A 22,493-nucleotide genomic window follows, 5' to 3' on the forward strand; every position below is an offset into this window, starting at 1 on the left:
CCGAGCGGGAACCGGGGTAGGCATGGTATGCGTGGAAGAGGAAACAGAGGTTTTACCCATCGAAGTTTGCCGCCATGCGCCCGACGGCCAGATTTTCTTCCCCTAACAGGTTGAACTTTTGTTGATCGAGGGTCAGTTGACCGCCCGGGCGTCCTACCCTTCAGAGGGTGAACCAAGTGATGTCCCGAGAGTCCGAGGCCGATATCCCCGGAGACGTGCTCCCCGGCGTGCTCAGCGAGTCCCTGCACGCCGAACTGGTCGCGTTCCGACGCGACTTGCACATGCACCCCGAACTGGGAAACCAGGAGTTCCGCACCACCGCCGCGATCAAGGAGCGGCTGGAGCAGGCCGGGCTGCGCCCCCGCGTCCTGGCCACCGGAACCGGCCTCCTCTGTGACATCGGGCTCCCGGAGGGCACCCGCCCCTCAGTGCCGATGCTCGCCCTGCGGGCCGACATCGACGCCCTGCCCATCCCGGACACCAAGGCGGACTGCCCGTACCGGTCCACCGTGCCCGACCGCGCCCACGCCTGCGGCCACGACGTGCACACCACCGTGGTGCTCGGCGCCGGGCTCGTCCTCGCCGACCTGCACGCCAAGGGGCTGCTGTCGCGCCCGGTGCGGCTGGTCTTCCAGCCCGCCGAGGAGGTGCTGCCCGGCGGCGCGCTCGGCGCCATCGGCGACGGCGCGCTCGACGACGTCGGCCGGATCCTCGCCGTGCACTGCGACCCCAAGGTCGACGCCGGCCGGATCGGACTCAGGCACGGGCCGATCACCAGCGCCTGCGACCGCCTCGAGGTCGCCCTCGACGGCCCCGGCGGCCACACCGCCCGCCCGCACCTCACCACCGACCTGGTCACCGCGGTCGCCCGGGTCGCCGTCGACGTGCCCGCGATCGTCGCCCGGCGCGTCGACACCCGGGCCGGTCTCGCCCTGACCTGGGGGCGGATCGAGTCGGGCCACGCCCCGAACGTCGTCCCGCAGCACGCCGAGCTGTCCGGCACCGTCCGCTGCCTGGACCTCGACGCCTGGCGCGAGGCCCCCGACATCGTGCACGCGGCCATCGACGAGGTCGCCACCCTGCACCGGGCCAAGTCGGAGATCAACTACGTCCGGGGCGTGCCGCCGGTGGTCAACGACCGGGAGTCCACCGAACTGCTGCGCCGGGCCATGGTCGCCCGGCGCGGGATGCGCTCGGTGGAGAGCACGGCGCAGAGCCTGGGCGGCGAGGACTTCTCCTGGTACCTGGAGAACGTGCCCGGCGCCATGGCCCGCCTCGGCGTCCGGGTTCCCGGCGACCGGGTGGGGCGCGATCTGCACCAGGGCGACTTCGACGCCGACGAGCACGCGATCACGGTCGGCGTGGAGATGTTCACGGCCGCCGCGATGCTGGAGGCCCCGTAGACGGGCGGCCTCCGCCACGGCGGAGCGCGGGGCGGAGGGGTGCCGTCAGGTGCCCTTCGTCCCTTCGTGTCACCCCGCTGTAACCCGCGGCGGCCGGCTCCGGCCCGGAGTCGGCACGAATCGATAACGGCCGGGAGGAACACCGTTCCCCTCCCCTTCTACGCGCGTTACTGTGCGCCGAATCGCCACCACTGGCGGCACATTGGGGACAGCGGCCCGTGACGGCGCCGTGGGGATGAAGGAGTGCTTGCTGTGCGTCTGCTCTCTCGGAAGATGTCCCGGAGAACGAGGTTCTCCCAAGCTGCGGTGGCCGTCACGGTCGTCGCCCTCGCGGCCGCCGGGTGCGGCAAGTCCAGCACCGACTCCGCCACCTCGTCCTCCAAGGACGGCAAGTACTCCGGCAAGGGCATCGGTCTCGCCTACGACATCGGCGGCAAGGGCGACCAGTCCTTCAACGACGCCGCCTACGCCGGTTTCAAGAAGGCCCAGGACGAGTTCAAGATCGGCGGCCGGGACATCGAGCCGCAGGCCAACGAGTCCGACGCGGACAAGATCCAGCGCCTGGAGACCCTGGCCAAGGCCGGCTACAACCCCGTCATCGGTGTCGGCTTCGCGTACGCGCCGGCCGTGAAGCAGGTCGCCACCAAGTACCCGAAGGTCACCTTCGGCATCATCGACGACAACACCATCCAGGCGAAGAACGTCGCCGACATGGTCTTCCACGAGGAGCAGGCCTCGTACCTGGCGGGCGTGGCCGCCGCCAAGGCCACCAAGAAGCACCACATCGGCTTCATCGGCGGCGTGGACATCCCGCTGATCCACAAGTTCGAGGCCGGCTTCGACCAGGGCGCCAAGTCGGTCGACCCGAAGATCAAGATCGAGTCGCAGTACCTGACCCAGACCCCGGCCGAGGGTGGCTTCTCCAGCCCGGACAAGGGTGAGAACGCGGCCAACGGCCAGATCGACGCGGGCGCCGACGTGATCTACCACGCGGCCGGCCTCTCCGGCCAGGGCGTGATCAAGTCAGCCGCCGAGCACAAGGTGTGGGCCGTCGGCGTCGACTCCGACCAGTACCAGCAGAGCGCGCTGGCCAAGTACAAGGACTACATCCTCGGCTCGGCCCTGAAGAACGTGGGCGGCGCGGTCTACGACGTGGCCAAGTCGGTCTACGACGGCAAGCCGCTCAGCGGCGAGGTCCGCGGCGACCTGAAGTCCGGCGGGGTGGGCTTCGCCGACTCCAACCCGAAGTACAAGGCGCTGCCCGGCGTGGCCGCGGCCGTGGACAAGGCCAAGCAGGACATCATCAGCGGCAAGATCACGGTGAACACCAAGTGATCTGACCCCGCCCGAGCGCCCGCCCGGCGCCGTCGTTCCAGGTACGCCCCTTGCCTCCTGCAAGGGGCGTACTGCTGTACGTAACCTTGGGCAGTGACTGTGGCCACAGCTCGATAACGGACCGGACATTGGGGGTTTTCCGACAGGTCTACGCGCGTTACGCTGCGGCGGAACCAGCGCCTGGTTTGGGCGCTTGCACAAAGGAGTCTCGTTCCATGCGCCGGGTGTCCCGTATCACGATTGCAGGCGTTGCGACCGCAGCGCTGGCCGTCACCGTCTCTGCTTGTGGCAGCTCGTCCTCCTCGTCCTCCACCGAGGGCAAGTCCAAGGGCATCGGCCTGGCGTACGACGTCGGCGGCAAGGGTGACCAGTCCTTCAACGACGCCGCCTACGCGGGCCTGCAGAAGGCCCAGAAGGACTTCGGGGTCGGCGCCCGGGACGTCGAGCCGCAGGACAACGAGACGGACGCGGACAAGACCCAGCGCCTGGAGACCCTGGCCAAGGCCGGCTACAACCCGGTCATCGGTGTCGGCTTCGCCTACGCGGGCGCCGTGAAGGAGGCCGCGACGAAGTTCCCGAAGGTCACCTTCGGCATCATCGACGACAACCAGACCCAGGCCAAGAACGTCGCCGACATGGTCTTCCACGAGGAGCAGTCCTCGTACCTCGCCGGTGTCGCGGCCGCCAAGGCGACCAAGAAGAACCACATCGGCTTCATCGGCGGCGTGGACGTCCCGCTGATCCACAAGTTCGAGGCCGGCTACATCGAGGGTGCCAAGTCGGTCAACCCGAAGATCAAGGTCGAGTCGCAGTACCTGACCCAGACCGCCCAGGAGGGTGGCTTCTCCAGCCCGGACAAGGGTGAGAACGCCGCCAACGGCCAGATCGACGCGGGCGCCGACGTGCTGTACGCCGCCGCCGGCCTCTCCGGCCAGGGCGTGATCAAGTCCGCCGCCGAGCACAAGGTGTGGGCCATCGGCGTCGACTCCGACCAGTACAACCAGCAGGCGCTGGCCAAGTACAAGGACTACATCCTGACCTCGGCCCTGAAGAACGTCGAGGGCGCGGTCTACGACCTGTCCAAGTCCGTCATCAAGGACAAGAAGCCGCTCGCCGGTGAGATCCGCGGCTCCCTGGAGAACGGCGGTGTCGGCCTGGCCGACTCCAACCCGACCTTCAAGAACAACGCCGACATGCAGGCCGCGATCAAGAAGGCCGAGGCCGGCATCAAGGACGGCAGCATCAAGGTGAAGACCTCCTGACGATCTAGGTCAGAAGCCTTGGCCAACAGAGCGCTGTAATGGCAGCGTTACGGCCACGGAACGGGGTGCGGAGAGGATGACCTGCCCGCACCCCGTTCGCGCGGCAGAATGCTCGGAACGGATCGGATACTTGCGCGGGACGACTGTCCCTGATCAAGACCGGTCAGGTCCGGGCACTATTTAAAGCAGGGGCGCTACGCGCGTAGAGCGGCCCCTTTCCCGAGGAGAGTGCGCCATCGACGCGTCCAGCAGCCCTCCGCTCACCGCTCAGTCGACCGTCGCGGTAGAGCTCGCGGGCATCACGAAGCGATTTCCGGGTGTGGTGGCCAACCACGACATCCATCTGACGGTCCGCAAGGGCACCGTGCACGCCCTCGTCGGCGAGAACGGCGCCGGCAAGTCGACCCTGATGAAGATCCTCTACGGCATGCAGAAGCCGGACGAGGGCACCATCGCCGTCGACGGCGAGCAGGTCAGCTTCTCCAGCCCGGCCGACGCCATCGTCCGCGGCATCGGCATGGTCCACCAGCACTTCATGCTGGCCGACAACCTGACCGTGCTGGAGAACGTGGTGCTCGGCAGCGAGAAGCTGCACGGCATCGGCGGCGGCGCCCGCAAGAAGATCAAGGAGATCTCCGACCGCTACGGCCTCGGCATCCGCCCGGACGCCCTGGTCGAGGACCTCGGCGTGGCCGACCGCCAGCGCGTGGAGATCCTCAAGGTCCTCTTCCGCGGCGCGCGCACCCTGATCCTCGACGAGCCGACCGCCGTGCTCGTCCCGCAGGAGGTCGACGCGCTCTTCGACAACCTGCGCGAGCTGAAGGCCGAGGGCCTGTCGGTCATCTTCATCTCCCACAAGCTGGGCGAGGTGCTGTCCGTCGCCGACGACATCACCGTCATCCGGCGCGGCACGACCGTCGGGACCGCGGTCCCCGCCGAGACCACCCCGCGCCAGCTCGCCGAGCTGATGGTCGGCAGCGAGCTGCCCACCCCGGAGACCGCCGAGTCCACGGTCACCGAGCGTGCGGTGCTGGAGGTCAGGAACCTCACCGTGCACGCCCGCGGCGCCGTCTCCATGGGCACCGAGGAGGAGCCGTCCGCCGGGGGCCTCACCGAGTTCGCGCCGGCCGGCGCGGTCAAGAAGGTCCTCGACGACGTCACCTTCACCATCCACGCCGGTGAGGTCATGGGCATCGCCGGCGTCGAGGGCAACGGCCAGACCGAGCTGATCGACGCGCTGATCGGCACCAAGCACGCCGACTCCGGGCAGATCGTCTTCCTCGGCGAGGACATCACCCCCTGGGCCACCCGAAAGCGCCGGGAGTCCGGCGTCGGCTACATCCCCGAGGACCGTCACCGCCAGGGTCTGCTGCTGGAGTCCCCGCTCTGGGAGAACCGCATCCTCGGCCACGTCACCGAGAAGCCCAACGCCAAGGGCTTCTGGCTGAACCCCAAGGGCGCCCAGGCCGACACCCGCCGGATCGTCGAGGAGTACGACGTCCGCACCCCCGGCATCGACGTCACCGCGGCCTCCCTGTCCGGCGGCAACCAGCAGAAGCTGATCGTCGGCCGCGAGATGAGCCACGACCCCAAGTTCCTGATCGCCGCCCACCCCACCCGCGGTGTGGACGTCGGTGCCCAGGCGCAGATCTGGGACCGCATCCGCGAGGCCCGCCGCGAGGGCCTGGCCGTGCTGCTGATCTCCGCCGACCTCGACGAGCTGATCGGCCTGTCGGACACCCTGCGCGTCATCTACGACGGCAGGCTGGTCGCCGACGCCGACCCGGCCACCATCACGCCGGAGGAGCTCGGCACGGCCATGACGGGTGCCGCGTCCGGTCACCTGGAGCACGAAGAGACCGCCCCCGAGGGCGCCGACAACGCCGGTCCGGAGGACGAGGCCCGATGAAGAAGTTCGACAAGGAGCGGGTGCTCGTCGCGGTGGCCGGACCGGTCATCGCGATCGTCCTGGCGATCGTGCTGACCTCGGTGGTCCTGCTCGCCTCGGGCAAGAACCCGATCGAGCCCTATGTCCTGATGCTGCAGCAGCTGCCGTACTCGGACATCCAGGTGCTGATCATCAACCAGGCGTCGCTGTACTACATCGCCGCCATCGCGGTCGCCCTCGGCTTCCGCATGAACCTGTTCAACATCGGTGTCGACGGCCAGTACCGCCTCGCCGCGGTGATGACCGCCGTCGTCGGCGCGCACGTGGCCCTGCCCGGCGTCCTCCAGATCCCGCTGCTGCTGATCGTCGCCATGGCCACCGGCGCCTTCTGGGCCGGCATCGCCGGTGTCCTGAAGGTCACCCGCGGCGTCAGCGAGGTCGTCGCGACGATCATGCTGAACTCGATCGCCACCGCCGTCATCGGCTACGTCACCCTCACCGACGTGTGGGGCGTGCAGGTCGGCGACAACGTGACGACCGGCGTGATGAAGAAGTCCGGCTGGTTCCCGGGCATCAACCTCGGCTCGGACGTCGGCGAGATCTACGGCCTGGTCTTCCTCGCCGTCGTGCTCGGCATCGGCTACTGGGTGGTGCTCAACCGCACCCGCTTCGGCTTCGACCTGCGCGCCACCGGCGCCTCGGAGACCGCCGCCGCGGCCTCCGGTGTCGACGCCAAGCGCATGGTGCTGGTCTCCATGCTGATCTCCGGCGCCATCGCGGGCCTGGCCGGCCTGCCGCTGCTGCTCGGTGACACCCACACCTACAGCCTGAGCTTCCCCGCCGGCCTCGGCTTCACCGCCATCGGCATCGCCCTGCTCGGCCGCAACAACCCCGGCGGCATCGCGCTCGCCGCCCTGCTGTGGGCCTTCCTCGACAAGGCCTCGCCCGCCCTGGACTACGCGACCCCCGTGGCGTACGACAAGGAGATCGCCACGATCATGCAGGGCCTGATCGTCTTCGCGGTCGTCATCTCGTACGAGGCCGTACGGCAGTGGGGCCTGCGCCGCCAGCAGAAGCGGGTCGGCGCGGAGCTGGCCGCGGCCGCCGCTCAGAACACCAAGAAGGAGGTGGCGGCCTGATGTCCACCGCGACCATCGCCAAGCCGCAGGCGAAGCAGCCCGGCAAGGGCGGCCGCCGAATGTCGCTCCCGGTACTCCTGCTGGTCATCGCGGGCGTGCTGGTGCTGACCTCGATCGTCCGTCTGATCACCGGTGCGGACGGCATCACCTCGGTCGGGCAGATGTCGACCGCGCTGCAGCTCGCCGTGCCGATCGGCCTCGCGGGCCTCGGCGGCCTGTGGGCCGAGCGCGCGGGCGTCGTCAACATCGGCCTCGAGGGCATGATGATCCTCGGCACCTGGTTCGGCGCCTGGGCCGGCTACCAGTGGGGGCCCTGGGCCGGCATCGCCTTCGGCATCATCGGCGGCGCGCTCGGCGCCGTCCTGCACGCCATCGCCACCGTCACGTTCAACGTCAACCACATCGTCTCCGGTGTGGCGCTGAACATCCTGGCCCTCGGCGTGACCCGCTACCTGTCGAAGTTCACCTTCGCCGACGCCCCCCAGGGCTCCACCAAGCAGTCACCGCCGATCGACTCGCTCGGCGAGTTCAGCATCCCGGGCCTGTCGGACTGGCTGAACACGCTGAACGGCAAGCACTGGTTCCTGGTCTCCGACATCGCCGGCCTGCTCGGCGGCCTGGTCACCGACCTGTCGCCGCTGACCGTCATCGCGGTCGCGCTCGTCCCGCTGACCTGGTGGGTGCTGTGGCGCACCGCGTTCGGCCTGCGCCTGCGCTCCTGCGGTGAGAACCCGGTGGCGGCCGAGTCCCTCGGCGTCAACGTGTACAAGTACAAGTACATCGCCGTGATCATCTCCGGTGGCTTCGCCGGCCTCGGCGGCGCGTTCCTGTCGATCGTCGCGTCCAACGTGTACCTCGACGGCCAGACGGCCGGCCGCGGCTACATCGGTCTCGCCGCGATGATCTTCGGCAACTGGATGCCGGGCGGCCTCGCCCTCGGCGCCGGCCTGTTCGGCTACACCGACAGCCTCAACCTGCGCGGCGGCACCACCAACGTGCACGCCCTGATCCTGCTGGTGGCGATCCTGCTGGTGGTCGGCGCCGCCTACCTGGCCTGGCGCAAGAAGTACGTCCCGGCCGTCGTCACCGTCGTCGTCGCGGCCCTGATGTTCCTCTGGTACAGCTCCACCAACGAGGTCCCGCGGCAGCTCGTGACGGCGACCCCGTACATCGTCACGCTGCTCGTCCTGTCGCTGTCCGCGCAGAAGCTGCGCATGCCGAAGGCGGACGGCCTGCCGTACCGGAAGGGGCAGGGCAAGTGACCCCCGCGCCGGCCGGCTTCGACTGGGAGGCGTTGCGGGCCGAGGCGCGGGAGGCCATGTCCCACGCCTACGCCCCCTACTCGGGCTACCCGGTCGGCGTGGCCGCCCTGGTCGACGACGGGCGCACGGTCACCGGCTGCAACGTGGAGAACGCCTCCTACGGGCTCGGCCTGTGCGCCGAGTGCGGGCTGGTCTCGCAGCTCCAGCGCACGGGCGGCGGCCGCCTCACGCACTTCACCTGCGTGGACGGCACGGGCGCGCTGCTCGTCCCGTGCGGCCGCTGCCGCCAGCTGCTGTACGAGTTCGGCGGGCCCGAGCTGCTGCTCGACACCCCGGCGGGCGTTCTCCCGCTCGCCGAGATGCTGCCCCAGGCCTTCGGCCCGGACCATCTCACCAAGTAACTCCCGTACGGCCCCCCTGACCCGTTCAGGGGGGCCGTGCACTTCGCACCTCCCGGAAGGAAAGTCATGGCCATGGACGCCATCTCCGTCATCCGCAGCAAGCGGGACCGCGGTGAGCTGACCGACGAGCAGATCGACTGGGTCATCGACGCGTACACCCGCGGCGAGGTCGCCGACTACCAGATGGCCGCGCTCAACATGGCGATCCTGCTCAACGGCATGAACCGCCGCGAGATCTCCCGCTGGACCGCGGCCATGATCGCCTCCGGCGAGCGCATGGACTTCTCCTCGCTGTCCCGCCCGACGGCGGACAAGCACTCCACCGGCGGCGTCGGCGACAAGATCACCCTCCCGCTGGCCCCGCTCGTCGCGGCCTGCGGCGCGGCCGTTCCCCAGCTCTCGGGCCGCGGCCTCGGCCACACCGGCGGAACCCTGGACAAGCTGGAGTCCATCCCTGGCTGGCGCGCGCTGCTCTCCAACGAGGAGATGCTGCACGTCCTGGACACCACGGGCGCGGTGATCTGCGCGGCGGGCGACGGCCTCGCCCCCGCCGACAAGAAGCTGTACGCCCTGCGCGACGTCACCGGCACCGTCGAGGCGATCCCGCTGATCGCCTCCTCGATCATGTCGAAGAAGATCGCCGAGGGCACCGGCTCGCTGGTCCTGGACGTGAAGGTCGGCAGCGGCGCCTTCATGAAGACGATCGAGGACGCGCGGGAGCTGGCCTCCACGATGGTCGGCCTCGGCACCGACCACGGCGTGAAGACGGTCGCGCTCCTGACGGACATGGCCACCCCCCTCGGCCTGACCGCGGGCAACGCCCTGGAGGTCCGCGAGTCGGTCGAGGTCCTGGCCGGCGGCGGTCCCGCGGACGTCGTCGAGCTGACGGTGGCGCTGGCCCGCGAGATGCTGGACGCGGCCGGGGTCAAGGACGCCGACCCGGCGAAGGCGCTGGCCGACGGCTCCGCGATGGACGTCTGGCGGCGGATGATCGCGGCCCAGGGCGGCGACCCGGACGCCGAGCTGCCCACGTCGAAGGAGCAGCACGTCATCAAGGCGCCGTCCGCCGGCGTGCTGACCCGCCTGGACGCCTACGACATCGGCGTCGCCGCCTGGCGTCTCGGCGCGGGCCGCGCCCGCAAGGAGGACCCGGTGCAGGCCGCCGCGGGCGTCGAGATGCACGCCAAGCCGGGCGACACGGTGACCGCGGGCCAGCCCCTGCTGACCCTGCACACCGACACCCCGGAGCGCTTCGACTACGCCCTCCAGGCGATCGAGGGCTCCTACGACATCGCGGCCGCGGGCACCGACTTCACGGCCTCCCCGGTGGTGCTGGAGCGTATCGCCTGATCAGCAGTTTTCGAGTTCGGGTGAAGGGGATCGGTGGAGCCGCACCGGTCCCCTTCGGCCTGCCGGGATCGGTGACGCCCCGACAGGAGACCGCCGTGAGCGCATCCACCGTCACCCGGGCCCCCGGCCGGAACGACCTCACCCCAGCACCGCCGCCACCCCCACCAGCACCGGTACCGACACCACCGTCGACAGCAGGATCGACTCGCGGGCCAGGGACTCGGCCACCCGGTAGCGGCTGGCGTACGTGAACAGGTTCTGGGCGGCCGGGAGGGCCGAGGTGACCACCACGTCCAGCAGGGTGGCGCCGTGCAGGGCGAAGACGCCCTGCGCCAGCAGCCATGCCACCAGGGGCTGGCCGAGCGACTTCAGCGTCACCGACAGCAGGACCGGCCGCCGGTCCCGGCCGCGGCCGGGGAGCGCTTTGCCGTGCAGGGACATGCCGAAGGCCAGCAGGGCCGCCGGGACGGACATGTTGCCGATCAGGGTGAGCGGGCTCATCAGCGGGCCCGGGAGCCGCCACCCCGCCGCCGACACCAGGACCCCGGACAGCGAGCCCACGGCGATCGGGTTGCGCAGCGGGGTCAGCAGGCGCCGCCACACCGTGCCCTTCCCGCCCGTGCCGGACAGGTCGAGGACGGTGAGGGCGACGGGGGTGACGAGGACGACCTGGAAGAGCAGGACCGGCGCCACCAGCGACGCGTCGCCCAGGACGTACGCCGCGATCGGGATGCCGAGGTTGCCGGAGTTCACATAGCCCGAGCACAGGGCGCCGATGGTGGTGCGGCCCACGCCCCAGCGCCTGAGCGCGCCGACCGCCACGAACAACCCGCAGACCACGGCCGTGCTCAGGGCCGTGACGAGCAGCCGCGCCGAGAAGAGGACCGACAGGTCGGCCTTCGCCAGCGTGGTGAACAACAGCGCCGGACCCGCCACCGTGAACGCCAGCCCGGTCAGCACCGCGGCGCCCTGCTCGCCCAGCGTGCCGCGCCGCCCGAGCACATAGCCCACCCCGATGACGACCGCGATCACCGCGAACCCGCTCAGCACCCCCTGCACGGGGAACCACCCTCGGGCGCCGGGGCGGCCGGGTCAATGTGATCTTCGTCGGCACGTCCGGGACCCACGCACCGCGATGAGTTACCGCCCGGCCGCCGGTCTACCGCACGTGGATGCCAAGACACCCCCCGTGCTCATGCTCGCCGGTCCGGTCACCCGCGGTCAGGTGCCGGGGTGGTGCGACGACGTGCGGTCGCTGCTGCGGAGGACCGGTGCGCGGGTCGTCGTGTGCGACGTCGGCGGGCTCGGACCGCCGGGCCTCGGTGCCGTCGACCTGCTGGCCCGGCTGCAGCTGGCCGCCCGCCGGGCCGGCGGGCGGATACGGCTGCGCGATCCCGACCCCGCGCTACTCGCCCTGCTGGACCTGGTCGGGCTCCGCTTCCAGGTGGAGGGGCAGACCGAACAAGGGGAACCAGCGCTGGGTGTCGAGGAAGCAGTGGAACCCCGTGATCCGGCCGTCTGAGATCTCCAGCACCTGCACCGCCCAGGGGGTGAACCCGCCCTTCTCCTCGTCCGGCTTGTAGTGCGCGAAGCCGGGCAGCCCGTTGGCCTGGACCGGCAGCAGGCGCGAACCGGCGCAGGAGGCGCCCAGGGTGGTCATGAAGCCGGTGATGTCCTCCGGGCCGCGCAGCCACAGGTCGAACGGCGGCATCGTCATGACGGCGTCCTCGTGGAGCAGCGCCGTGAGCGCCGTCATGTCGTACCCCTCGAAGGCCTTCACGTAGCGCTCCAGGAGCTTTTGCTGCTCCTCGTCCAGCGGGTCGGAGACCGAGCCCTCGGCACCCGTCTTCGCGCGCTCGGCGAGCGTGGCACGGGCCCGCTGCAGCGCGCTGTTGACGGAGGCGACCGTGGTGTCCAGCAGCTCGGCGACCTCGCTCGCCCGCCAGGCCAGCACCTCGCGCAGGATCAGCACCGCCCGCTGCTTGGGCGGCAGCTGCTGCAGCGCCGCCATGAACGCCAGCCGGATCGACTCCTTGGCGACGGCCGCCTCCGCCGGGTCGTCGCCCGTGGGCAGCACACGCGCGTCGGGCACCGGTTCGAGCCAGGTGTGGTCGGGGCGTGGGGCGAGGGCGGCCCGGGCGAGCGGGGTCGCCTCGGTCAGGTCCATCGGGCGGGCCCGCTTGTTCCCGGCCGTCAGCATGTCCAGGCAGACGTTGGTCGCGATCCGGTACAGCCACGAGCGCAGGCTGGAACGCCCCTCGAACTTGTCGTGGCTCCGCCAGGCGCGCACCAGGGTGTCCTGCACCGCGTCCTCGGCCTCGAAGGAGGAGCCGAGCATGCGGTAGCAGTACCCGGTCAGTTCGGTCCGGTGCTTCTCCAGCGCGACCTCGAGGTCCGCCGTCGCCGTGCCGTCGCCCATCGTCCACCCACCCCTGTGGCCGTCCTGTCGGCGCGCCTTCGCGCCCCAGCACTCCGGAAGCTACCGCAGCCCACTGACAACGGCCCCCCGAGTACGAAAATGCCCAGCTCGGACCGGTTGCTTCCGGGACCTGACCGGCGGGGGTCAGTGCGCCGGCACCGGCTCCCGGCGGGCCGTGACCCGGGCCGCCCGGGACCCGAGCACGGTGATCGTCACGACGCCGAGGACGGCGAGCAGGCCCACCGTGACCGTGCCGCCCCAGCCGTCCGCGTGGAAGGCCATGGCGCCCACCGTGCTGCCGACGCTGGAGCCGATGTAGTACGCCGACTGGTAGAGGGCCGAGGCCTGGGCGCGGCCGTGGGTGGCCGTCTTGCTGACCGCCGAGGAGGCGACCGCGTGCCCGGCGAAGAAGCCCGCCGTGACGAGGACCAGGCCCAGCAGCACCAGGGGCAGCGAGGCGGCCAGCGACACCAGCAGGCCGGCCGCCGTCGTACCGCCCGCCAGGTAGAGCGCGCCCCGGCGGCCGAGGCGGCCCACCAGCCGGCCCGCCGTCGACGCCGACACGGTGCCCACCAGGTACACCAGGAAGATCGAGCCGACGATGCCCTGCGGCAGTGCGAACGGCGCCTCCGTCAGGCGGTAGCCGATCACCGTGTAGACGCCGCCGAACACCGTCATGAACAGCGCGCCGATCGCGTACAGGCGCCGCAGCAGCGGGTCGGAGAGGTGGTCGCGGACCGTGCCGAGCAGGACCCGGGGCCGCAGCGAGCCGGGCGTGAAGTGGCGCGGGGCGGGCAGCAGTAGCCGGAACGCCACCGCGCAGACCACGGCGATCGCGCCGATCACCCCGACGGCCACCCGCCAGCCCCACTCCTGCGCGACCCAGCCGGTGATGACCCGGCCGCTCATCCCGCCGACGCTGTTGCCGGCGACGAACAGGCCGATCGCCGTGACCAGGGCCTTGGGCCTGACCTCCTCCGCCAGATAGGCCGTCGCCGAGGCGGGCAGGCCGGCCAGCGCCGCGCCCTGCACCGCACGCAGCACCACGAGGGCGCCGATGGAGGGGGCGAAGGGCACCAGCAGCCCGACGCCCACCGCGACCGCCAGCGACGCCGTCATGACCGTACGGCGGCCGAAGCGCTCCGACAGGGCGCTCATCGGCAGCACGAACAGCGCCAGCCCGCCGGTCGCGGCCGCGACCGTCCAGCTCGCCTCGCTCGCGGCGACCCCGAACTCCCCGGAGATCAGCGGCAGCAGGGCCTGCGTGGAGTAGAGGAGGGCGAAGGTCGCGACCCCGGCGAGGAAGAGGGCGAAGCTCATCCGGCGGTAGCCGGGGCCGCCCGGGGCCAGGCGGGAATCGGCGGAACGGACGGGGACAGCGGCGCCCATGGCGGTGGACGCCCCGGTACTGGCGGGAGACATGCCTCGAAACTACGGACGGCCTTACTCATCCGTCCAATGCATGGATTCGCCATAATCGTTCCCATGGCGCATCAGCACAGCTCACAGGCCCGGCTGTCACCGTCCAGTGACACAGAAGACATCTCGTCGATGTCACTGCTGCTCGCGCCCCGGCTCGCGTACTTCGCCGGTGTCGCCCGCACGGAGCACGTCACCAGGGCCGCCCTGGAGATGAACGTGCCGCAGTCGACCCTCTCCCGCGCGATGGCCCGGCTGGAACAGGACCTCGGCGTCGACCTGTTCACCCGGCACGGCCGCACGGTCTCCCTCACCCCCGCAGGCCGCACCTTCCTCGCCTCCGTCGAGCGCGCCCTCGCCGAGGTGGAGCGCGCCGCCGAGGAGGTCCGCGCCGACGCCGACCCGGCCACCGGCAAGGTCGCCTTCGGCTTCCTGCACACCATGGGCGCCGAGACCGTCCCGGGCTTGCTGCACGCCTTCCGCGCCGACCACCCGCGCATCCGGTTCAGCCTGGTCCAGAACTACGGCGAGGCGATGCTGGAGCGGCTGCGGGCGGGCGAGCTCGATCTGTGCCTGACCTCGCCGGTGCCCGACGCCCCCGACCTGGTGGCGCGCCGCCTGGACGAGCAGAAGCTGCGGCTCGTCGTTCCCGCCGACCACCGTCTCGCCGGCCGCCGCCGGATCCGGCTGGCCGAGGCGTCCGACGAGACGTTCGTGACCCTGGAGCCCGGCTACGGCCTCCGGCGGATCACCGACGACCTGTGCCGCGAGGCCGGCTTCAAACCCCGCATCGCCTTCGAGGGCGAGGAGGCGGAGACCCTGCGGGGCCTGGTGGCGGCGGGCCTGGGGGTCGCGCTGCTGCCGCCGCCCACCGTGCCCAGGCCGGGGGTCGTGGAGCTGACGGTCACGGCGCCCCGGGCGGCGCGGGAGATCGGCGTCGCCTGGCTGGCGGACCGCCCGGACACCCCGCCGGTGGCCGCCTTCAAGAAATTCCTGCTCTCCAGGAGGGGGAGCCTGCTTCCCTGAGGCACGCCCAGGGCCGAGGGCGGCCACCCACCCATCAGCCGTGTCAACAACGCTGCGGGTCGATACACCTAGCGCCGCAGCGATCTGCCGAACCCGGCGGCCAGCGGCATCCGCAGTCCTATGGGCGGCGGGGCCGCCAGCGCGTCCTCCACCGGCCGGGACACCGGCGACCCGAACAGCGCGCCCATCGCGAAGTCCACCGCCAGGCTGAGCACCTCGTCCCGGTGCTGGTGCAACGCGTGGCCGTCGGAGTGCACTTCGAACCGGCACACGTCCCGGTTCGCCTTCTTCGCCCGCTCCGCCAGCCGGAACGACAGCTCCGGGTCGGTCCGCTCGTCGTTGGTGCCGTGCACGATCAGCACCCGCCGCCCCACCAACTGCCGCACCGGCTCGGCGGGCGCGGCCACGTCCTCGTCGGGCAGCCAGGGGGCCAGCGCCACCACGGAGGTCACGGCCTCGTGACCGCCGGCCCGCAGCGCCGCCCGGCCGCCCATGTCGAGCCCGGCCAGGCACACCGGGACGTCCCCGTAGCGCCGGACGACCTCGTCGGCGGCCCACTCGGCGTCGGCGGCCAGATGCGCCTGGCTGCCGTTCCAGCCCCGGTAGCGGTAGTGGACGGTGTGGACGGCCAGCCCCTCCGCCCGGCCCGCGCGGGCGAACCTGCGGCCGAGCGAGCGGACGAGCGCCGGCGACCGGACGAGGGACGGCCGGCGGGCGGACACCTCCTCGCCGCCGGGGAGCAGCAGCACCGCCCCGCTCACCGCCGTCGGCACCGGACCGACTGCCTTGCCCAGCCCGGCCGTTCGGACCGGCGTCGCTTGCTGTCCCATGACAGAACAGTGTCAGAAGCCGCGGTGTACGAAACCCGTCCGTGCGGTCACCGTTACATATCGACGGAAAAGTAAAGGCGTCCGAGGGGTCCTCTACGCGCGTAGGCGTTACAGTGCGGAGATGACGAGCCAGACTCCACCGACTGGGACCGTCCCGACGCACGTGCCGACGCCGGACCAGATCCGCCGGGCGCCCAAGGTTCTGCTGCACGATCACCTCGACGGTGGGCTCCGGCCCGGGACCGTCGTCGAACTCGCCCGGGCGACCGGGTACTCCCAGCTCCCGGAGACCGATTCCGACAAGCTCGGCATCTGGTTCCGCGAGGCCGCCGACTCCGGCTCGCTGGAGCGTTATCTGGAGACCTTCTCCCACACCGTCGGCGTGATGCAGACCCGCGAGGCGCTGGTCCGGGTGGCCCGGGAGTGCGCCGAGGACCTCGCCGAGGACGGGGTCGTCTACGCGGAGGTGCGGTACGCGCCCGAGCAGCACCTGGCGGGCGGGCTGCGCCTCGAAGAGGTCGTCGAGGCGGTCAACGAGGGCTTCCGCGAGGGGGAGCGGCTCGCCCGGGAGAACGGCCGTCGCATCCGGATCGGCGCCCTGCTGACCGCGATGCGGCACGCGGCCCGCGCCCTGGAGATCGCCGAACTCGCCAACCGCTACCGGGATCTCGGCGTGGTCGGCTTCGACATCGCCGGCGCCGAGGCCGGCTACCCGCCCACCCGGCACCTGGACGCGTTCGAGTACCTCAAGCGCGAGAACAATCACTTCACCATCCACGCCGGCGAGGCGTTCGGGCTGCCGTCCATCTGGCAGGCGCTGCAGTGGTGCGGCGCCGACCGGCTCGGGCACGGCGTGCGGATCATCGACGACATCGAGGTCCGCGACGACGGCTCGGTGCGGCTCGGACGGCTGGCGTCCTACGTCCGGGACAAGCGCGTCCCGTTGGAGCTGTGCCCGAGCTCCAACCTCCAGACGGGCGCCGCGCACTCCTACGCCGAGCACCCGATCGGGCTGCTGCGGCGGCTGCACTTCAGGGCGACGGTCAACACCGACAACCGGCTGATGTCGAACACGAGCATGAGCCGGGAATTCGAGCATCTCGTCGACGCCTTCGCTTATACGCTCGACGACCTTCAATGGTTCTCCGTCAATGCGATGAAATCAGCGTTCATTCCTTTCGATGAACGACTCGCGATGATCAATGACGTGATCAAGCCCGGATATGCGGAACTGAAGTCCGAATGGCTGTTCCAGCAGACCGCCTCCACCAGCGGGTCTTCCGGTCCGGTCGGGTAACGGGGGTTCACCGGGCGGCACGGAATGCGGACGGACTTTCACCAGCCGTCCGCATTTCGGTGTTTGCGGCGGGCGGCTCGGCATGTTTACGGTCGTGGACCGCTCAGATCGTTTGTGATCACCCGTCTCCCGCTTTCAAGGACGCATTCACCATGAAGCAGTCTGCTGCCAAGACCCTCGGTGTCGCCGCCCTCGGCGCCGCCTTCGCCGCCGTAGGCGCGGGCGCGGCCAACGCGGCCCCGGCCGTTCCCGACGCGACGCAGGCCACCCACGCCCTGGACTCCGTGACCGGGGCGCTGCCGGCCGGGAACGTCGGCAAGGCGCTGCCGGGTGCCGGCCAGGCGCTCACCCAGGGGCAGGGTGCCGTCGGCACCGGGGTGGCCGCCGCGCAGCCGGCCGTGCAGAAGGTCCTCACCGGGGGACCGACCGCGCCGGTCGCCGGACTGCTCGGCGGGCTGCCGCTGAAGGGCCTGCCCACGCACGGCGCCCCGGTGAACGGCCTGCCGCTCGGCTGACCGCTCCCGCACGCACGGCGCCGCCGGCGCGCCCCGGAACCGTTCGGGGCGCACCGGCGGCGTTCGCCTGCGTGGACTCACCAGGCGGTGGTCCCGGCCCGGTCCTCGGAGGGCAGCAGGATCCAGAGCGCTATGTAGAGCAGGAACTGCGGCCCCGGCAGCAGGCAGGACAGCACGAAGACGATCCGCATCGTCGTCGCGGAGGTGCCGAAGCGCCGTGCCAGCGCGGCGCACACTCCGCCGATCATGCGGCCGTGGGTGGGGCGGGCGAGGCTGGACATCCGCGGCTCCTTCGTGAGCGTGGACGAGGCATCCCGGTCGGTTGCCTCAACTTGACTCCACGGTACGGAACCGAAGGGGACGAAGCGTCGCTCTACGGGGCGATCCCGACCCTGGGAATCGTCGGGGTCCGCCCCTGAGACAGCTCCTCCTGGACGGTGACCGTCCCGGCCGCGCGGGCGCCGTGCCCGTCCCGCCGCCGCAGCCGGGCCCGGCCCGCCGGCACCACGGCCAGGTGCGCCAGCACCACCCCCACGGTGTTCAGCAGCAGCGAGTCGACGTCCACGACACGGCCGGGCACGCCGGTCTGGAGCAGGGCGATGCCCAGCGAGAGCAGGGCACCCGCGGTCGCCGTACGCACCAGGGACGAGAGCGGGGAGACGATGAGTCTGCCGTGGACCATCGGCAGCAGCACACCCAGCGGCGCGAGCAGCGCGAGCCCCTCGCCGAGGCGTCTGGCGGCCTCCGGCCAGCCCAGCGCCAGGTCGGCACGGATGCCGGCCAGCGGACGCAGATTGGCGGGCATCACCCAGGGGACGTCCAGGGGCCGCAGCATCAGCCAGGCGACGAGCCCGAGATGGGCGACGAGGAGGACACCTCCCGTCACCCGGATGCGGATCGCGGCGCTGCCGCCGATGGAGCCTTGACGCTGCACGACCCCCTAGACGCGCCCCCGTGCACGATCGGTTCCGCGACCGGCGCGCCGATGCGCGTGAGGCACGGGCCACACCGCACGCTCAGCCCGCGTCGACCGCGCCCGTCGGCGGCTGGACCGTGCCCGGGCGGTTGCGGACGTCGTCGGTGCACTCGTAGCGGCGCAGCGGGCCGGGGCGCGGGCCGCCCAGGATCACCGAGCCGTCGCCCTCGGTCGCCGCCGAGTCGGACAGCGTGCACACGAGCTGGCCCAGGGCGTAGGAGGTGAGCCGGTCCGGCGCGGTGCTCAGCCGCAGCGCGTCCTCCGGGTCCTTCGGGCCCGGCCCGGCCACGCTCACGCCGCCCGGCACGTACGTCGTGTAGCCCGCGGACTTCTCCGCGGCCGTCGGGGACGCGGCGAGCTGGTCCAGCAGGCCCTGCGCCACGATCACCCGGCGCCGCGCGTCCGGCGTGCCGTCCGGCACCCGCACCGCCCGGTCGACGGCGACCAGGGAGGAGCCGCAGAGCAGGAACACCTGGACGGGCACCCCGCGCGAGGACTGGGTGGCGGCATCGGGGCCGGCCAGCGAGCACGGCACCCGGGAGGGCGCCGCGCCGAAGTCCGTCGGCACCTCGGTGGGACGGATCCCGCACCCGGCGAGCAGCGCGGCCAGCAGGGGGGCGGCCAGCAGGAGTCGTGTCGTCCCCGCTCTCATGCCCCCTCCTTCCCGTGCTCCGCCGGCCCGTGAACCCCGCCGCTCGCGTCCGCGTCGCCGTTCTCGCCGTCCTCCTCCGTCAGCCGTGAGGCGTCCCGCGGCAGCCGCAGGGTGAACACCGCGCCGCCGTCGGGGGAGTTCGCGGCGGTGATCTCACCGCCGTGGATGTGGGCGTTCTCCAGGGCGATGGACAGGCCGAGACCGCTGCCCTCCGAACGCGGCCGGGAGGCGCTGGCCTTGTAGAAGCGGTCGAAGACGTGCGGCAGGACGTCCTGCGGGATGCCGGGCCCGTGGTCGCGCACCGCGATGACCAGGTCCTCCCCGTCGATCCGCACCGACACGCGAACCGGCGAACCGCCGTGCTTGAGCGCGTTGCCGATCAGGTTCGCGAGTATGACGTCCAGGCGGCGCGGGTCGAGCCGGGCGTGGGCACCGCGCTCGGCGTCCAGTTCGACGGCGTCCAGCCAGGCACGCGCGTCGATGCAGGCGGTGATCTGGTCGGCGATGTCGACGTCGTCCAGGACCAGCCGGGCGGTGCCCGCGTCGAAGCGGGTCACCTCCATCAGGTTCTCGACCAGGTCGTTCAGTCGCCGGGTCTCGCTGACCACCAGCCGCACGGCGGGTTCGACCATCGGGTCGATGCCGCCGGCCTCGGACTCAAGCTCCTCCTCCAGCACCTCCGTGACGGCGGTGATGGCGGTCAGCGGGGTGCGCAGCTCGTGCGACATGTCGGCGACGAACCGGCGCGAGGCGTCGTCCCGGGCGGCCATGTCCGCCACCCGTTTCTCCAGCGCCTCGGCCGCGTTGTTGAACGTCCGTGACAGGTCGGCGAGTTCGTCCGTGCCCGACACCTGAAGACGGGTGTCGAGCCGGCCTTCGCCGAGCCGCCGGGCGGCCACCCCGAGCCGGTGCACCGGCTTCAGCACGGTCGTGGCGGCGGCCTGCGCGAGCAGCGCCGAGCCGATCAGCGCCAGACCCGTGGCGATCCCCAGCGACCAGGCGAGCGAGTTGAGGTCCTTGGCCTCCGGCTCCAGCGACTTCGCCATGTAGCCCGTGGGCCCGCCGCCGACCAGCTTCGTGCCGGCCACCAGGTACGGGGTGCCGTGCTGGTCCACCCGCTGCCAGTACAGGTGGTACGGCGACTTGTTGCCGTCCGCCACCTTCTGCCGCTTGTTCACCGCGGCCCGCAGCGACCGGGGCACGTCCTCCAGCGAGAACCCGTTGATGCCGCCCGAGTTGCCGTACACCGTCTTGCCGTCGGTGTCCTGGGCGACCAGCAGCACGCTGAACCGCTGGCTGCTGCCGGCCATCTGGCCCGCCGCCCGCTGGAGTTCGTCCTGGGTGGGGTGCACCGGCAGCGCGCCGGTGCGGTTCTGCATCTCCTGCTGGAAGTCCCGCAGCACCGCGTCCTGCGCCCGGGTGAGCACGGCCTCCCGGTTCAGCCAGTACGCGATGCCCGACGCCGACACCGCGGCGGTGAGCGCGACCAGGCCGAACACCACGACCAGCCGCAGCCGGAGGCTGGTGAACCGCAGTCGCGACAGACTTCCCCTGCGCCGCGCGGCCCAGCCGCGCAGCCCCCCCTGCGTGTCGGTCACTGAGGAACGTCCAGGCGGTAGCCGACACCACGGACGGTGCGGATCAGGGTCGGGGAGGAGGGCACGTCCTCCACCTTGGCGCGCAGCCGCTGCACACACGCGTCCACCAGGCGGGAGTCGCCCAGGTAGTCGTGCTCCCAGACCAGGCGCAGCAACTGCTGCCGGGACAGCGCCTGGCCGGGCCGCCGGCTCAGCTCCAGCAGCAGCCGCAGCTCGGTCGGCGTGAGCTGGAGGTCCTCGCCGTTCTTGGTCACGGTCATCGCCGAGCGGTCGATGACGACGCTGCCGAACGTGGCCGAGTCGCTGGACTCACGCTCCCCGCGCCGCAGCACCGCCCGGATGCGGGCGTCCAGCACCCGGCCCTGCACGGGCTTGACCACGTAGTCGTCGGCGCCGGACTCCAGCCCGACGACCACGTCGATGTCGTCACTCCGCGCGGTCAGCAGGATGATCGGCAACTGGTCGGTGCGCCGGATGCGCCGGCACACCTCGAACCCGTCGATGCCGGGCAGCATCACGTCCAGCACGATCAGGTCCGGCCGCTGCTCGCGCAGCAGTTTCAGACCGTCCTCACCACTGGCAGCGGTGGCCACCCGGTGTCCCTGGCGCGTCAGGGACAGCTCCAGGGCCGTACGGATGGCGTCGTCGTCCTCGATCAGCAACAGGGAAGGCACGCGCTCATTCTGGCCCATGGACGGGCTCTCGTACGACCTGCCGACACCATGCCGTCCCCAGCGCCACCGGCTGTGCGCACTCCGTGACGACCTTGTGAGGGACCCCTGTGACAGGTCTGTGACAGTCGGCTGACACGTCCATGAAGGTCGCTCGGCAAGCTTCTCGGCACAGGCAAGGAAGCAACACCGGCAAGCCGGACACCGGAAGTCCACGACGGGGGAGCGCGAGATGAACACGCTGCACGGGATGAGCACCAGCGCAGTGGTCACGCGTCTGCACGACGTGCACCGGGGTTCCGAGAAGTCCGGTGCCGATGGGGGGCCCTCCCGCGCGAGCGGATTCGAGCGTGGGGGAGGGCGGGGGTGCGCTCGCGGCACCGGGCGTCAGCACACCGGTTACATGACGGTGGTTGACGCTCACACGGGGGAGACGCACGGGGGATCCGCGTACAGGGAGGACTCGGGGGAGCGCCGTTCGCTGACGGAGGCGGAGTTCACCGCCTACGTCCAGGAGCGCCGCGCCTCCCTGTACGCCACCGCCTACCACCTGACCGGCGACCGCTTCGAGGCCGAGGACCTGCTGCAGAGCGCGCTGTTCTCGACGTACCGGGCGTGGGAGCGGATCAGCGACAAGGCGGCGGTCGGCGGCTACCTGCGCCGCACCATGACCAACCTGCACATCAGCGCCTGGCGGCGCCGCAAGCTCAACGAGTACCCGACCGAGGAACTGCCGGAGACGCCCGGCGAGACGGACGCGATGCGCGGCACCGAGCTGCGCGCGGTCCTGTGGCAGGCGCTGGCCCGGCTGCCCGAACTCCAGCGCACCATGCTGGTCCTGCGCTACTACGAGGGCCGCACGGACCCGGAGATCGCGGAGATCCTCGACATCAGTGTCGGCACGGTCAAGTCCAGCATCTGGCGGTCGCTCCGCCGGCTGCGCGACGACGAGGTCCTCAGCTTCGGCCGTGACGAGGAGGACGCCTTCGGCGAGTTGGTCGCCTGAAGGTTCGGGGGAAACAACGGGGGAGACACGGGGGACCACCGGGG

Annotated in this window: 22 protein-coding genes; 13 read left to right on the forward strand and 9 right to left on the reverse strand. The window is 71.3% G+C overall.

The window, feature by feature from the left end; genetic code table 11:
* The first annotated feature begins 179 nt into the window (after positions 1-179).
* From V7E45_RS00850 to V7E45_RS00885, 8 genes are all read left to right on the forward strand, one after another.
* Entirely contained in the window at positions 180-1,403 is a 1,224-nt protein-coding gene (locus V7E45_RS00850) for an amidohydrolase (RefSeq protein WP_333772071.1), read from the forward strand.
* A 273-nt stretch (positions 1,404-1,676) separates the two neighbouring features.
* Positions 1,677-2,738, forward strand: a complete 1,062-nt coding sequence (locus tag V7E45_RS00855) for a BMP family lipoprotein (protein ID WP_333772096.1) — start codon at positions 1,677-1,679, stop codon at positions 2,736-2,738.
* Between the two features lie 215 nt (positions 2,739-2,953).
* Positions 2,954-4,000: a BMP family lipoprotein gene (locus V7E45_RS00860; RefSeq protein WP_333772070.1), complete on the forward strand. Its 1,047-nt coding sequence runs from the start codon at positions 2,954-2,956 to the stop codon at positions 3,998-4,000.
* 235 nt (positions 4,001-4,235) lie between these two features.
* Positions 4,236-5,909, forward strand: coding sequence for an ABC transporter ATP-binding protein (locus V7E45_RS00865; RefSeq protein WP_333772095.1), 1,674 nt, complete (start codon positions 4,236-4,238; stop codon positions 5,907-5,909).
* The gene (locus V7E45_RS00870; protein ID WP_319147889.1) at positions 5,906-7,027 is read left to right on the forward strand and encodes an ABC transporter permease; all 1,122 of its coding nucleotides are present in this window, start codon (positions 5,906-5,908) and stop codon (positions 7,025-7,027) included. Before V7E45_RS00865 ends, V7E45_RS00870 begins: the two co-directional genes overlap by 4 nt.
* Positions 7,027-8,289, forward strand: coding sequence for an ABC transporter permease (locus V7E45_RS00875; RefSeq protein ID WP_333772069.1), 1,263 nt, complete (start codon positions 7,027-7,029; stop codon positions 8,287-8,289). The genes V7E45_RS00870 and V7E45_RS00875 overlap by 1 nt, the downstream gene beginning before the upstream one ends.
* Entirely contained in the window at positions 8,286-8,690 is a 405-nt protein-coding gene (locus V7E45_RS00880) for a cytidine deaminase (protein ID WP_333772068.1), read from the forward strand. The genes V7E45_RS00875 and V7E45_RS00880 overlap by 4 nt, the downstream gene beginning before the upstream one ends.
* Positions 8,691-8,756: 66 nt before the next feature.
* Positions 8,757-10,040: a thymidine phosphorylase gene (locus V7E45_RS00885; protein WP_333772066.1), complete on the forward strand. Its 1,284-nt coding sequence runs from the start codon at positions 8,757-8,759 to the stop codon at positions 10,038-10,040.
* A gap of 138 nt (positions 10,041-10,178) precedes the next feature.
* Here the strand turns inward: V7E45_RS00885 and V7E45_RS00890 are convergent, their stop codons facing one another.
* Positions 10,179-11,099 carry an AEC family transporter gene (locus V7E45_RS00890; protein ID WP_333772065.1) on the reverse strand — a complete coding sequence of 307 codons (921 nt, stop codon included), beginning with the start codon at positions 11,097-11,099 and terminating at the stop codon, positions 10,179-10,181.
* A 76-nt stretch (positions 11,100-11,175) separates the two neighbouring features.
* Between V7E45_RS00890 and V7E45_RS00895 the strand changes: the two genes are divergently transcribed.
* Positions 11,176-11,562, forward strand: coding sequence for an STAS domain-containing protein (locus tag V7E45_RS00895; protein ID WP_333772064.1), 387 nt, complete (start codon positions 11,176-11,178; stop codon positions 11,560-11,562).
* On the opposite strand, the gene V7E45_RS00900 is transcribed toward V7E45_RS00895, so the two are convergent.
* Positions 11,446-12,459 carry a sigma-70 family RNA polymerase sigma factor gene (locus V7E45_RS00900; protein ID WP_333772063.1) on the reverse strand — a complete coding sequence of 338 codons (1,014 nt, stop codon included), beginning with the start codon at positions 12,457-12,459 and terminating at the stop codon, positions 11,446-11,448. The two genes, V7E45_RS00895 and V7E45_RS00900, sit on opposite strands and share 117 nt — an antisense overlap.
* A 144-nt stretch (positions 12,460-12,603) precedes the next feature.
* Positions 12,604-13,881, reverse strand: coding sequence for an MFS transporter (locus V7E45_RS00905; protein WP_333772062.1), 1,278 nt, complete (start codon positions 13,879-13,881; stop codon positions 12,604-12,606).
* Between the two features lie 63 nt (positions 13,882-13,944).
* Here V7E45_RS00905 and V7E45_RS00910 point away from each other — a divergent pair, with 63 nt between their 5' ends.
* A complete protein-coding gene (locus tag V7E45_RS00910) occupies positions 13,945-14,904 on the forward strand; it encodes a LysR family transcriptional regulator (RefSeq protein WP_333772061.1) in 960 nt (319 codons plus the stop codon).
* Between the two features lie 68 nt (positions 14,905-14,972).
* Here the strand turns inward: V7E45_RS00910 and V7E45_RS00915 are convergent, their stop codons facing one another.
* Positions 14,973-15,734: an alpha/beta hydrolase gene (locus V7E45_RS00915; protein ID WP_333772060.1), complete on the reverse strand. Its 762-nt coding sequence runs from the start codon at positions 15,732-15,734 to the stop codon at positions 14,973-14,975.
* Between the two features lie 121 nt (positions 15,735-15,855).
* Between V7E45_RS00915 and V7E45_RS00920 the strand changes: the two genes are divergently transcribed.
* Positions 15,856-17,031, forward strand: coding sequence for an adenosine deaminase (locus tag V7E45_RS00920; RefSeq protein ID WP_333772059.1), 1,176 nt, complete (start codon positions 15,856-15,858; stop codon positions 17,029-17,031).
* A gap of 152 nt (positions 17,032-17,183) precedes the next feature.
* The gene (locus tag V7E45_RS00925) at positions 17,184-17,546 is read left to right on the forward strand and encodes an ATP-binding protein (RefSeq protein WP_333772058.1); all 363 of its coding nucleotides are present in this window, start codon (positions 17,184-17,186) and stop codon (positions 17,544-17,546) included.
* A gap of 77 nt (positions 17,547-17,623) precedes the next feature.
* On the opposite strand, the gene V7E45_RS00930 is transcribed toward V7E45_RS00925, so the two are convergent.
* The 5 genes from V7E45_RS00930 to afsQ1 all read right to left on the reverse strand — a co-directional run bounded on the left by V7E45_RS00930 (position 17,624) and on the right by afsQ1 (position 21,446).
* A complete protein-coding gene (locus V7E45_RS00930) occupies positions 17,624-17,827 on the reverse strand; it encodes a PspC domain-containing protein (RefSeq protein WP_020941844.1) in 204 nt (67 codons plus the stop codon).
* Positions 17,828-17,919: 92 nt separating this feature from the next.
* Positions 17,920-18,480 carry a VanZ family protein gene (locus V7E45_RS00935; RefSeq protein ID WP_333772057.1) on the reverse strand — a complete coding sequence of 187 codons (561 nt, stop codon included), beginning with the start codon at positions 18,478-18,480 and terminating at the stop codon, positions 17,920-17,922.
* 82 nt (positions 18,481-18,562) lie between these two features.
* Positions 18,563-19,174 (reverse strand): hypothetical protein, encoded by a 612-nt coding sequence (locus tag V7E45_RS00940; protein WP_333772056.1) that lies wholly within the window; start codon positions 19,172-19,174, stop codon positions 18,563-18,565.
* Entirely contained in the window at positions 19,171-20,772 is a 1,602-nt protein-coding gene (locus V7E45_RS00945) for a HAMP domain-containing sensor histidine kinase (protein WP_333772055.1), read from the reverse strand. The genes V7E45_RS00940 and V7E45_RS00945 overlap by 4 nt, the downstream gene beginning before the upstream one ends.
* On the reverse strand, positions 20,769-21,446 hold the full coding sequence (gene afsQ1 / locus V7E45_RS00950; protein WP_020941848.1) for a two-component system response regulator AfsQ1: 678 nt from the start codon (positions 21,444-21,446) through the stop codon (positions 20,769-20,771). The genes V7E45_RS00945 and afsQ1 overlap by 4 nt, the downstream gene beginning before the upstream one ends.
* A gap of 229 nt (positions 21,447-21,675) precedes the next feature.
* Between afsQ1 and V7E45_RS00955 the strand changes: the two genes are divergently transcribed.
* Positions 21,676-22,449, forward strand: a complete 774-nt coding sequence (locus tag V7E45_RS00955; protein WP_333772054.1) for a SigE family RNA polymerase sigma factor — start codon at positions 21,676-21,678, stop codon at positions 22,447-22,449.
* Positions 22,450-22,493: the final 44 nt, after the last annotated feature.

Origin of the sequence: Streptomyces sp. IBSBF 3136 (assembly GCF_036815105.1) — a bacterium.
Taxonomy (GTDB): domain Bacteria; phylum Actinomycetota; class Actinomycetes; order Streptomycetales; family Streptomycetaceae; genus Streptomyces.

What these genes read in the sequence shown, in the direction of transcription:
- V7E45_RS00915 (WP_333772060.1), bottom strand. Translation starts at nt 15,734, where the DNA reads ATGGGACAGCAAGCGACGCCGGTCCGAACGGCCGGGCTGGGCAAGGCA.
- V7E45_RS00905 (WP_333772062.1), bottom strand. Translation starts at nt 13,881, where the DNA reads ATGTCTCCCGCCAGTACCGGGGCGTCCACCGCCATGGGCGCCGCTGTC.
- V7E45_RS00860 (WP_333772070.1), top strand. Translation starts at nt 2,954, where the DNA reads ATGCGCCGGGTGTCCCGTATCACGATTGCAGGCGTTGCGACCGCAGCG.
- V7E45_RS00885 (WP_333772066.1), top strand. Translation starts at nt 8,757, where the DNA reads ATGGCCATGGACGCCATCTCCGTCATCCGCAGCAAGCGGGACCGCGGT.
- V7E45_RS00955 (WP_333772054.1), top strand. Translation starts at nt 21,676, where the DNA reads ATGAACACGCTGCACGGGATGAGCACCAGCGCAGTGGTCACGCGTCTG.
- V7E45_RS00855 (WP_333772096.1), top strand. Translation starts at nt 1,677, where the DNA reads ATGTCCCGGAGAACGAGGTTCTCCCAAGCTGCGGTGGCCGTCACGGTC.
- V7E45_RS00850 (WP_333772071.1), top strand. Translation starts at nt 180, where the DNA reads ATGTCCCGAGAGTCCGAGGCCGATATCCCCGGAGACGTGCTCCCCGGC.
- V7E45_RS00875 (WP_333772069.1), top strand. Translation starts at nt 7,027, where the DNA reads ATGTCCACCGCGACCATCGCCAAGCCGCAGGCGAAGCAGCCCGGCAAG.
- V7E45_RS00930 (WP_020941844.1), bottom strand. Translation starts at nt 17,827, where the DNA reads ATGTCCAGCCTCGCCCGCCCCACCCACGGCCGCATGATCGGCGGAGTG.
- V7E45_RS00895 (WP_333772064.1), top strand. Translation starts at nt 11,176, where the DNA reads ATGAGTTACCGCCCGGCCGCCGGTCTACCGCACGTGGATGCCAAGACA.
- V7E45_RS00900 (WP_333772063.1), bottom strand. Translation starts at nt 12,459, where the DNA reads ATGGGCGACGGCACGGCGACGGCGGACCTCGAGGTCGCGCTGGAGAAG.
- V7E45_RS00920 (WP_333772059.1), top strand. Translation starts at nt 15,856, where the DNA reads ATGACGAGCCAGACTCCACCGACTGGGACCGTCCCGACGCACGTGCCG.
- V7E45_RS00870 (WP_319147889.1), top strand. Translation starts at nt 5,906, where the DNA reads ATGAAGAAGTTCGACAAGGAGCGGGTGCTCGTCGCGGTGGCCGGACCG.
- V7E45_RS00910 (WP_333772061.1), top strand. Translation starts at nt 13,945, where the DNA reads ATGGCGCATCAGCACAGCTCACAGGCCCGGCTGTCACCGTCCAGTGAC.
- V7E45_RS00925 (WP_333772058.1), top strand. Translation starts at nt 17,184, where the DNA reads ATGAAGCAGTCTGCTGCCAAGACCCTCGGTGTCGCCGCCCTCGGCGCC.
- V7E45_RS00940 (WP_333772056.1), bottom strand. Translation starts at nt 19,174, where the DNA reads ATGAGAGCGGGGACGACACGACTCCTGCTGGCCGCCCCCCTGCTGGCC.